Source organism: Hallella colorans (assembly GCF_003096815.1).
GTDB lineage: Bacteria > Bacteroidota > Bacteroidia > Bacteroidales > Bacteroidaceae > Prevotella > Prevotella colorans.
This window is the reverse complement of the sequence record NZ_QENY01000023.1, coordinates 38,919-50,701: the sequence shown is the minus strand read 5'-3', so window position 1 is coordinate 50,701 and position 11,783 is coordinate 38,919. Positions and strand designations below refer to the sequence as shown.

7 protein-coding genes and 1 pseudogene are annotated in these 11,783 nt (G+C 45.5%); 1 reads left to right on the top strand and 7 read right to left on the bottom strand.

Annotated features, from left to right (window positions below; genetic code table 11):
- Window positions 1-475, top strand: a pseudogene (locus tag C7379_RS10685) (hypothetical protein); the annotation flags it as partial.
- Between the two features lie 220 nt (window positions 476-695).
- Here C7379_RS10685 and rpoC read toward each other — a convergent pair.
- From rpoC to nusG, 7 genes are all read right to left on the bottom strand, one after another.
- Window positions 696-5,030: a DNA-directed RNA polymerase subunit beta' gene (rpoC, locus tag C7379_RS10680; RefSeq protein ID WP_116617298.1), complete on the bottom strand. Its 4,335-nt coding sequence runs from the start codon at window positions 5,028-5,030 to the stop codon at window positions 696-698.
- A 24-nt stretch (window positions 5,031-5,054) separates the two neighbouring features.
- Window positions 5,055-8,864, bottom strand: a complete 3,810-nt coding sequence (gene rpoB / locus C7379_RS10675) for a DNA-directed RNA polymerase subunit beta (protein ID WP_116617297.1) — start codon at window positions 8,862-8,864, stop codon at window positions 5,055-5,057.
- A 177-nt stretch (window positions 8,865-9,041) separates the two neighbouring features.
- Window positions 9,042-9,422 carry a 50S ribosomal protein L7/L12 gene (gene rplL / locus C7379_RS10670; RefSeq protein ID WP_116617296.1) on the bottom strand — a complete coding sequence of 127 codons (381 nt, stop codon included), beginning with the start codon at window positions 9,420-9,422 and terminating at the stop codon, window positions 9,042-9,044.
- A 54-nt stretch (window positions 9,423-9,476) separates the two neighbouring features.
- On the bottom strand, window positions 9,477-10,001 hold the full coding sequence (gene rplJ / locus C7379_RS10665) for a 50S ribosomal protein L10 (protein WP_116617295.1): 525 nt from the start codon (window positions 9,999-10,001) through the stop codon (window positions 9,477-9,479).
- An 18-nt stretch (window positions 10,002-10,019) separates the two neighbouring features.
- On the bottom strand, window positions 10,020-10,712 hold the full coding sequence (gene rplA / locus C7379_RS10660; protein WP_116617294.1) for a 50S ribosomal protein L1: 693 nt from the start codon (window positions 10,710-10,712) through the stop codon (window positions 10,020-10,022).
- Window positions 10,713-10,737: 25 nt separating this feature from the next.
- A complete protein-coding gene (gene rplK, locus C7379_RS10655; RefSeq protein ID WP_116617293.1) occupies window positions 10,738-11,178 on the bottom strand; it encodes a 50S ribosomal protein L11 in 441 nt (146 codons plus the stop codon).
- Window positions 11,179-11,232: 54 nt separating this feature from the next.
- Window positions 11,233-11,781 carry a transcription termination/antitermination protein NusG gene (gene nusG, locus C7379_RS10650; protein WP_116617292.1) on the bottom strand — a complete coding sequence of 183 codons (549 nt, stop codon included), beginning with the start codon at window positions 11,779-11,781 and terminating at the stop codon, window positions 11,233-11,235.
- Between the last annotated feature and the right edge of the window lie 2 nt (window positions 11,782-11,783).

The following is an 11,783-nucleotide window of genomic DNA, read 5'->3' as shown; positions in this document are numbered from 1 at the left end:
AGCGCGTATCATCACCTATGTGGATATCAAGAAGGGAAAGATGCCAAAGTTGGTGTCCTTGCTTACCAACGACTTTGACATGTCCATGGAGACTATCGTAGCCATCTACCGCAGGAGGTGGCAGATAAAACAGAACTTCCCGCTTAGATACTTCTATGGCGAGAGTGCCAACGCCATCAAGATACAGATTTGGGTTACACTCATTGCCAATCTATTACTGTCACTGATGCAAAGCTCATTGCAGAGGCGGTGGAGTTTCTCAGGGCTGGCTACTATGGTGCGCATTGTACTTATGGAATACCTCAACATGAATAATTTCTTCAACATGCCGGATGCCGACATGAAACTCATGCTTGAAGCAGCGGCTGAATCGCCACCGGAGGTAACAGAAAATGAACAAGGGGGCTTGTCACTAACATGCTGTCATCCGAACTATTGTGTCTCAATGAGTTGGAATGAGGATTTCTATGTTTAGCGGACAGTAATATTTCGCAATTCTCAAGGTAAGATTACTCCTGCTCGATTAGCAAACAACCTCTTACGTATAGAGAACCTATAGATGTAACTACACACGTGGCTGGGGTGACATGGAAAGACAGCATGGCGGCAACGTCGCTTTATGGCAAAAACCAAAGAAGGTCGTAAAACTAAGAAACTTAGCTTACGACCTTCTTATGATGATTGGTGGAATGTATTTACTCCGCGTTTACCTGATCGGCATAGTCGAGCACGTTCTTCTTGTTAGCCTCCATGCGCTCGTACTCCTCCTTGGACCCTACGATGATCTTGTCCCAAGCGCGCATACCAGTGCCGGCAGGGATGAGGTGACCGCATATCACATTTTCTTTCATGCCCTCCAAAGCGTCTACCTTTCCGCGAATGGCTGCCTCGTTGAGAACCTTGGTGGTCTCTTGGAAAGAAGCGGCGCTCATGAAACTCTTCGTACCCAAAGCGGCACGCGTGATGCCCTGAAGGATTTGGGTGGAGGTGGCAGGCACGGCCTCTCTAACTTGCACGGGGCGAAGGTCTCGACGCTTAAGACTGGAGTTCTCGTCACGAAGTTTGCGAGCGGTGATGATTTGGCCTTTCTTCATATTGTCAGAATCGCCAGCGTCTATGACAACTTTCTTTCCCCAGATACGATCGTTCTCCTCGGCAAAGTCAAGTTTGTCTACAAGTTCCTGCTCCAAGAACGTGGTGTCGCCGGGATCGTCAATGCGTACCTTGCGCATCATCTGACGTACAATTATCTCGAAATGCTTATCATTGATCTTCACTCCCTGCAATCGATAAACGTTTTGCACCTCGTTGACGATATACTCTTGCACCGCCGTGGGACCCTTGATGGCAAGAATGTCATTCGGCGTAATCTCACCATCGGAGAGCGCCGTGCCAGCGCGGACAGCATCGTGCTCTTGCACCAAGATCTGACGTGACAGAGGCACGAGATACTTGCGCTGCTCACCAGTCTTGGACGTCACTATAACCTCGCGGTTTCCTCGTTTGAGCTTGCCCATGGTGACCTCGCCATCAATCTCTGAAACAACGGCAGGGTTGGAGGGGTTTCGCGCCTCGAAAAGCTCGGTAACACGTGGCAAGCCACCAGTGATACCACCCGCGCTAAACACTGAACGTGATATACGCACAAGGGTGACACCCGTGGAGATGGTCTGCCCATCTTCTATATTGGCAATGTGACCGCCTACAGGGAAGGAATACGTGCCAAGGACATCTCCATCGGAATTGAGAACGTCTACCATTGGAACCATATTGTGCTCACGCGACTCTATGATAATGCGCTCGGTCATGCCAGAGGTCTCGTCGGTCTCAGCTTTATAGGTCACGCCCTCAATGACGTTGCGGAAACGCAACGTACCAGCATATTCACTGACTATAACAGCGTTGAAGGGGTCCCACTTACAAATAATGTCGCCTTTCTTGACTGTGTCTCCGTTCTTGAAGAACAGCGAGCTACCATAAGGAACGTTGAGCACGGCAAGAACAATATCCGTGTTCTGGTCGACAAATTGCACCTCGGCCAAACGGCTTACAACCATCTGGCACTCTCTCTCGGTGTCGCCTGTCTTGTCTACGAAAGGAACTGTACGCAAGCCGTCAAATTTGAGTTTGGCATCATACTTGGACTTCATGTTGGCATTGGCCGCAGCGTTCTCGGCCACACCTCCAGAGTGGAAGGTACGAAGGGTGAGCTGCGTGCCCGGCTCGCCAATAGCCTGTGCGGCAATGACGCCCACGGCCTCGCCAATCTGGACCATACGAGAAGATGCCAAGTTGCGACCGTAACACTTTCGGCATACGCCTTTCTTGCTCTCGCAAGTAAGAACGGAGCGTATCTCGACCATCTCAACCTGCGCTGCCTCTATGGCTTTGGCCTTGTACTCGGTGATTTCCTCACCGGCCTCGACAATAACCTCGTTGGTATGAGGGTTGACAACATCGTGAACAGACACGCGACCCAAGATGCGCTCAGACAATGTGGAGATAACCTCATCTCCATCTTTAAGGGCCCGACACTCCAAACCACGAAGCGTACCACAGTCTTCCTCGTTGATAATAACATCATGGGACACGTCTACCAATCTACGGGTGAGATAACCGGCGTCGGCAGTCTTCATAGCGGTGTCGGCAAGACCTTTGCGGGCGCCGTGCGAAGCAATGAAGTACTCTTGCACGGACATACCTTCTTTCAAGTTGTTCAGGATAGGGTTTTCTATGATAGAGTTGCCCTCTGCTCCAGCTTTTTGTGGCTTGGCCATAAGACCACGCATACCGGCAAGCTGCGCAATTTGGTCCGCGGAACCACGAGCTCCGGAGTCGAGCATCATGTACACGGCATTGAACCCTTGGTCGTCTTCCGTCATGTGTTTCATCACGGCTTTCTTCAAATTATCATTGACATGGGTCCATGCGTCGATAACTTGATTGTAACGCTCCTTGTCTGTAATAAGACCCATGTCGAAATTGGCGGTTACCTCGTCAACCTCGTCTTGGCCTTTCTTGACTAACTCTTTCTTCTCCGCGGGAACAATAATGTCATCAAGGTTAAACGAGAGACCTGCCACGTATGACATGCGATAACCTAAATCTTTCACACCATCAAGGAACGCGCAAGCACGTGCCATGCCCACGGTAGTGATAACGTCGGCTATAAGACCGCGTAATGATTTCTTGGATATAATGCCATTGAAGAAACCTATCTCTTTCGGGATGATTTCATTAATGATAATACGACCAACAGTAGTCTCAACCATTCTACGAACAGGTTCTCCGTCCACGACATCGTCTACGTAGCAATTAACAAGAGCGTGTTCGTCGCATCGTCCCTCGTTGTGAGCGATAATCGCCTCTTCCGTATCATAGAATGTGAGCCCCTCACCTTTGGCACCAGGACGAGCCTTGGTGATATAATACAGACCCAACACCATGTCCTGTGACGGAACGGTGACAGGTGCGCCATTGGCTGGGTTGAGGATGTTGTGGCTCTGAAGCATGAGTATCTGAGCTTCAAGAACCGCCTCGTTGCTCAAAGGAAGGTGAACGGCCATCTGGTCACCATCAAAGTCGGCGTTGAACGGCGTACAAGCCAATGGGTGAAGCTGTATGGCCTTGCCCTCGATAAGTTTGGGTTGGAACGCCATTACCGACAGACGGTGAAGCGTAGGGGCGCGGTTTAGAAGTACGGGATGCCCCTTCATCACATTCTCAAGGATGTCCCAAATGACGGGCTCGCGACGATCCACGATTTTTTTGGCGCTCTTAACAGTCTTAACGATACCGCGCTCTATGAGTTTGCGTATAATAAACGGCTTGTAAAGCTCGGCCGCCATCAACTTGGGCAAACCACACTCGCCTATCTTAAGCTCTGGACCCACAACGATAACCGAGCGGGCGGAATAGTCAACACGTTTTCCAAGAAGATTTTGGCGGAAACGTCCCTGTTTGCCTTTCAGAGAGTCTGAAAGCGATTTAAGAGGACGGTTGGACTCACTCTTGACCGCGCTGGCCTTACGACTGTTATCAAACAAAGAGTCTACGGCCTCTTGCAACATACGCTTCTCGTTACGAAGTATCACCTCTGGAGCCTTAATCTCCATGAGTCTCTTCAAACGATTGTTGCGAATGATGACACGGCGATAAAGATCGTTCAGGTCAGAGGTAGCAAAACGGCCACCATCCAACGGAACCAACGGACGAAGTTCTGGCGGTATAACGGGGATGATCTTTAGAATCATCCATTCGGGTTTGTTGATATTCTTGGAGCCACGAAAAGCCTCAACAACCTGAAGGCGTTTTAACGCCTCTGTCTTGCGCATCTGACTTGTGTCATTGTTAGCACGGTCACGAAGTTCGTAGCTCAAAGAGTCTAAGTCAAGGTCGCGCAATAGATCAAGCACAGCCTCCGCACCCATCTTGGCAATGAACTTGTTAGGATCCTCATCGTCCAAGTAATCATTGTTAGGGTCAAGCCTGTTGTCAATTATGTCAAGATATTCATCTTCGGAAATCAAGTCAAACTGGTGAGAACCGTTGAGTTCTTCCACTCCCTCGGCATCCTTGGCGCCTGCCAATGCTCCCGGTTTGATAACTATATATTTCTCGTAATAAATGACCGAGTCTAATTTCTTTGTAGGTAGTCCCAACAAGTAACCTATCTTATTGGGCAACGAACGGAAATACCAAATATGAGCCACAGGCACAACCAGCTCAATATGCCCGCTTCGCTCACGGCGTACTTTTTTCTCGGTTACCTCTACACCACAACGATCGCAGACGATACCTTTGTAACGGATACGCTTGTATTTTCCGCAAGCACATTCGTAATCTTTTGTAGGACCAAATATCTTTTCACAAAAGAGACCGTCTCTCTCGGGTTTATACGTACGATAATTGATGGTTTCAGGCTTGGTGACCTCACCATACGAATTTTCCTTGACCTCCTCGGGCGAGGCAAGGCCAATGGTTATCTTCGTAAAATTAGTTTTTACCTTTGTATCTTTTTTGAAAGCCATATTTCTAACTTTTCAGTATTCTTATTAATCCATCTTAACGCTTAAGCCAAGACCCCGTAGCTCATGCAAGAGCACGTTCAAAGACTCTGGGATACCAGGAGTTGGCATTGGGTCACCTTTGACAATTGCCTCGTAAGATTTAGAACGTCCTGTGACATCGTCGCTCTTAATGGTAAGCATCTCTTGAAGCACATGGCTGGCCCCAAATCCCTCGAGGGCCCAAACCTCCATCTCTCCAAATCGCTGTCCACCAAATTGAGCCTTACCACCAAGCGGCTGTTGGGTGATAAGTGAGTACGGACCTATGGAACGTGCGTGCATTTTATCCTCTACCATGTGTCCCAATTTCAAGAAGTAAGTGATACCTACAGTAGCAGGTTGGTCGAAACGTTCACCAGTCTCTCCATCATATATATAGGTAGAGCACAGATTAGGCAGACCAGCCTTCTCTGTCCATTCCCTAAGGTCATCAAGCTTGGCGCCATCGAAAATGGGAGTAGCGAACTTCTTGCCTAACTTCTTTCCAGCAGCTCCCAAGATTGCCTCGAATATTTGACCAAGGTTCATACGTGAGGGAACGCCCATAGGATTAAGAACCAAGTCTACAGGCCGTCCGTCCTCGAGGAAAGGCATGTCTTCCATGCGCACGATCTTAGAGACAATACCCTTGTTACCATGACGACCAGCCAATTTATCACCAACTTGGATCTTACGCTTCTTGGCAATGTAAACCTTGGCCATTTTGAGCACGCCCGAAGGAAGCTCGTCGCCAATAGTAATCGCAAATTTACGACGGTTTTGCTCTGCGGCGAGCTGCTTGTACTTATGGATATAGTTCACTATAAGTCTTCGAATAAGGCTATTAGTATGCTCATCGTCCGTCCATCCATTACTCTGTACTCCATCATATTCGAGGTTTTTCAGTGACGCAATGGTAAATTTGCTGCCCTTGGTGATGATTTCGGCATCGGTGTAATCTTTAACGCCTTGTGATGTCTTATTCTCCGTCAGGGTCATCAACTTGTCAACAAGCATATTCTTCAACTCTTCGCCTTTTGCCTCATACTCTTCGTCTATTTTTTGAAGCAACAGTTTGTCTTTCTTCTTAGACTCACGTGTTTTCTCCGCGCGAGAGAACAACTTCTTGTCAATTACAACTCCACTCAAAGATGGGTTGGCCTTGAGCGAGGAGTCTTTCACGTCTCCGGCCTTATCTCCAAAAATGGCCCGCAACAGCTTCTCTTCTGGCGATGGATCGCTTTCACCCTTAGGCGAAATTTTACCAATCATAATATCGCCTGGCTCTATGCGACTGCCTATACGAACAACGCCATTCTCGTCCAAGTCCTTAGTGGCTTCCTCACTGACATTAGGTATATCATTCGTAAGCACCTCAACGCCACGTTTGGTCTCACGCACGTCTAAAGAATATTCATCTACATGAACCGAAGTGAGCACATCCTCGCGCACCATACGTTCAGAAATAACAACCGCGTCTTCATAGTTGTAACCTTTCCATGGCATGTAAGCAACCAAAAGGTTCCGACCCAAAGCTAATTCTCCATTCTCCGTGGCATAGCCTTCGGTGAGAATGTCACCTTTCTGGACACGCTGACCTTTCGTGCATATAGGACGAAGGTCTATTGTCATATTTTGGTTGGTTCTGCGGAATTTAGGAATGCTATATTCTTTAATAGCAGGCTCAAAACTTACAAACTCATCCTCCTCCGTGCGATCATAGAGTATTCTAATCGTCGTGGCGTCTACATATTCTACAACACCGTCACCTTCGGCCATTATCATTGTACGACTGTCTTCACATACCTGTTTTTCAAGACCGGTACCAACTATTGGCGCGTCATTGTGAAGCAAAGGAACCGCTTGGCGCATCATATTACATCCCATCAGCGCACGGTGACCATCATCATGTTCAAGGAAAGGTATCAGAGCCGCGCTTACTGACGCTATCTGCTGGGGCGAAACGTCCATTAAAGTAACTTCCTCTGGATTCACAACTGGGAAATCCGCGGCATAACGACAATGAACAAAATCACGGATGAACGTTCCGTCTGTATTCAACGGGGCATTACCTTGAGCAACATATTGTCCCTCCTCTTCTTCTGCGGTCATATAGGTGACATCGTCATTGTTCATATCCACCTTTTTATTCTCAACCTTGCGATATGGTGTTTCTATAAAACCAAGCTCATTAATTGTAGCATAAACGCAGAGTGAGGATATCAAGCCGATGTTCGGACCTTCTGGCGACTCAATAGGACAAAGACGACCGTAGTGAGTATAATGAACGTCACGCACCTCAAAGCCGGCGCGCTCACGCGAAAGACCACCAGGACCAAGAGCGGAAAGGCGGCGTTTGTGCGTAACCTCAGCAAGAGGGTTTGTCTGGTCCATGAACTGGCTCAATGGATTAGTGCCAAAGAAAGAATTGATAACACTGGAAATAGTTTTGGCATTTATCAAATCCGTAGGCGTAAATACCTCATTGTCACGAACGTTCATGCGCTCACGGATCGTCCTGCTCATACGAGCCAAGCCAATAGAAAACTGATTTGCCAACTGCTCACCTACCGTACGTACACGACGATTAGACAAGTGGTCTATGTCATCAACCACGGCGTTAGAGTGGATAAGTTTTATCAGATATTTGATAATCTCGATAATATCCTCCTTGGTAAGCACACGAGTTTCCATACTAATGTCCTCGCCAAGTTTCTTGTTAATGCGATACCGTCCAACCTCGCCTAAATCATATCTCTTGTCAGAGAAAAATAGATTTTGAAACACCTCGCGAGCGCTGGCGTCGTCAGCAGGGTCAGCATTTCTTAGTTGTCGGTAAATATAATTTACGGCCTCTCTACCAGAATTGCTCGTATCTTTCTTAAGTGTCTCAAATATAATGTCAAACTTACTGGCAACCTCAGCATTCTTGTGAACGAGTACTGTGGAAACACCACTTTCAAGTATTTCGTCGAAATTGTCAGCAGTAATTTCTGTCTCACGCTCCAATATCACCTCGTTGCGCTCCACAGTAACAACCTCGCCCGTATCCTCATCTACAAAATCCTCATTCCAGCTCTTTAAGACACGAGCAGCTAACTGACGACCAATAAGCTCCTTACGATTGCGTTTGAGAACCTTAATCTCTTCAGCTAGGTCAAATATCTGCAAAATATCCTTATCGCTCTCATAACCAATAGCACGAAGTAAGGTAGTGACAGGAAGTTTTTTCTTGCGGTCGATGTACGCATACATAACGTTATTAATATCGGTCGCAAACTCAATCCAAGAGCCCTTAAAAGGAATGATACGCGCACTATACAATACAGTGCCGTTGGCATGAACTCCTTGACCGAAGAAAACACCTGGCGAACGGTGTAGCTGAGAAACCACGACACGTTCAGCACCATTAATAATAAAGGTGCCGTTGTCTGTCATGTAAGGAATTGTACCGAGAAAAACATCTTGAATAAAAGTACCGAAATCCTCATGGTCAGGATCTGTACAATAAAGCTTCATCTTAGCTTTCAAAGGCACACTATATGTTAGCCCACGTTCCAAGCACTCACCTGTAGAGTAACGAGGCGGGTCAATATAGTAGTCTAAAAATTCAAGAACAAAATTATTGCGCGTGTCAGTAATTGGAAAATTCTCTGCAAACACTTTATATAAACCGTCATTCTTGCGTTCTTCTGGCGGTGTATCTAATTGCAAGAAGTCCCGAAACGACTTCAACTGGATGTCGAGAAAATCCGGATACGGATACGGATTATGAACGCTGACAAAATTTTCTCGATTATTAATAACGTTTGACATAAATAAAAATTAGTTATAATACCTATTAATCCTTTTGGATTTAAAGAGAAAATGTCGAGTGAGACACAAAAAGGTTAGGACTTACCGACTGGGCAAATCCTAACCATATTTAGTACGATTGCTGATAATACTGTAGCTCGTTTTAAATAAGCTAAGTATTAGTCGATTGAAAGTTAATTACTTCAAATCAACCTTAGCACCAGCTTCTTCGATAGCTTTCTTCAAGCTCTCAGCCTCTTCCTTAGACAAGCCCTCCTTGATGGTAGCGGGTGCGCTTTCTACAAGGTCCTTAGCATCCTTCAGACCAAGACCACAAGCTTCCTTAACGGCCTTAACAACCTGAAGTTTTGTAGAGCCAATATCGGTCAAAACCACATCAAATGAAGTTTTCTCCTCAGCAGCCTCACCAGCGGCAGCACCACCAGCGTTAGCGGCAACAGCAACCGCTGCAGCAGCAGGCTCAATACCATACTCGTCCTTCAGGACTGTAGCCAACTCATTAACTTCCTTAACAGTAAGGTTTACTAACTCTTCTGCGATAGCTTTAACATCTGCCATTTTATTCTAAATTTTATTATTTTCGTTAAAATTATGTTTTCGACTTTATATTCTTTACTCTGGACGTTCGCCTAAAGTCTTCAGCACGCCATGTATTGTATTACTTCCTGACTGAAGAGCAGAAATAACATTCTTTGCAGGTGATTGTAACAATGCCACAATATCTGCGATAACTTCATTTTTACTCTTCAATGCAGACAACTCATCAACCTTGTCGGTTCCAACATAGAAACCTTCCTCAGCATAAGCAGCCTTAAAAGCAGGAATTCCATCTTTTACGATTTTTTTGTCTTTCAAGAGTTTTGCAGGAACATTGGCAGTTTCACAAAACATCACTGCGGTTGTACCTTTAAGCACTCCATAAAGTTCAGAAAAATCGATCTCAGAAGCCTCGAAAGCCTTGTGAAGAAGATTATTCTTCACAACAACCATCTTAATCTTCTTCTCAAAACACTTGCGACGAAGAGAGCTTGTAGCCTCAGCATCCAACCCAGTAACATCTACCAAGTAGAAATGAGGATATTCCTTCAACTTCTCGCCAAGTTTAACAATAATAGTATCTTTTATTTCTTTCTTCATCTTACCATACTTTTAGAGTTATTCAACTGATTTAGGATCTATCTTGATCCCTTGGCTCATAGTACTCGAAATATAGATACTCTTCAGATACGTACCCTTTGTGGCAGCAGGTTTCAAACGCACTATCGTATTGATAAACTCTTTTGCATTACCATAAATCTGTTCAGCAGTCATTGAACTCTTGCCAATAGATGAATGGATAATACCAGCCTTATCAACTTTGAAATCTATCTTACCTTGCTTAACTTCGGCGACAGCTTTTGCAACGTCCATGGTTACTGTTCCACTCTTAGGGTTAGGCATCAAGCCACGAGGACCGAGAAAACGACCCAACGGACCTATTTTACCCATACAAGAAGGCATCGTAATAATGACATCGATATCAAGCCATCCACCCTTGATCTTGTCGATATATTCATCGAGACCAACATAATCAGCACCAGCCGCCTTAGCAGCCTCTTCCTGATCAGGTGTGCACAAACAGAGAACGCGAACCGTTTTTCCAGTTCCATTAGGAAGCGTCACCACGCCGCGAACCATTTGGTTTGCTTTACGAGGATCTACTCCCAAACGAACATCCATATCAATAGATGCGTCAAACTTGGTAGTCGTAACGACTTTGACCAACTCTGAAGCCTCTTTCAATGTGTATGCCTTCCCCACTTCAACCTTATCAGCTACTGATTTCTGATTTTTTGTCAGTTTACTCATTTTACTTAATTTAATTGAAGTTCAATTATTCTTCAGGGAAGTCCCCTTTTACAGTTATACCCATACTACGTGCAGTACCAGCAACGAGTCTCATAGCACTCTGTATCGTGAAGCAGTTCAGATCTGTCATCTTGTCTTGGGCAATAGCTCTCACCTGATCCCAAGTAACAGAAGCGACTTTTTTACGATTTGGCTGGCTTGATCCAGATTTTACTTTCGCAACTTCTCTGAGCTGAACAGCAGCGGGAGGAGTTTTGATCACAAAACTGAATGACTTGTCAGTATAGTATGTGATAACAACTGGTAATATCTTGCCAGCTTTATCCTGGGTGCGGGCGTTGAACTCCTTACAAAATCCCATGATATTAATACCTTTAGAACCTAAAGCAGGTCCTACGGGAGGGGAAGGATTAGCAGCGCCACCTTTAATCTGTAATTTGATTAATCCAGCAACTTCTTTAGCCATTTCTTTCTAATTAAAAAATTGAAATATATAAAGTCGCAGTTTAGTCCGTAACAACTATTCCGCAACCTTTTCAACTTGCATAAAACCAAGCTCTAATGGAGTTTTACGTCCAAAGATCTTTACCATCACCTTCAATTTATGTTTTTCAGAATTGATCTCCTCGATCACTCCCTCAAAACCTGAAAATGGACCGTCTGTCACCTTTACCGTCTCATCGAGAACATAAGGAATCGATACCTCGTTATCAATGTCTGTCTCTTCAGCGGCACCAATCATTCGATTGATTTGCGATTGAGGAACCGGATTAGGATTATCCAAACCACCAATAAAGCCTAAGCAATTAGGCATAAACCGCAATGTAGCAGCCACATCACCTATTAGCACAGCTTCTACGAAGATATAACCAGGAAGAGAGGTCTTCTCTCTCTCCACACGTTTGCCGTTACGCACAGTAGCATGTTTCTCCATAGGAATTAACACCTGAAAAACATTATCAGCAAGTAGCTTGTTGTGTTTCATTTCGGCCTCAATATAATCTTTCAATTTAGCCTCTTTTCCACTAACAACACGCAATACATACCAATTTTTTCCTGTTACAGCCATCT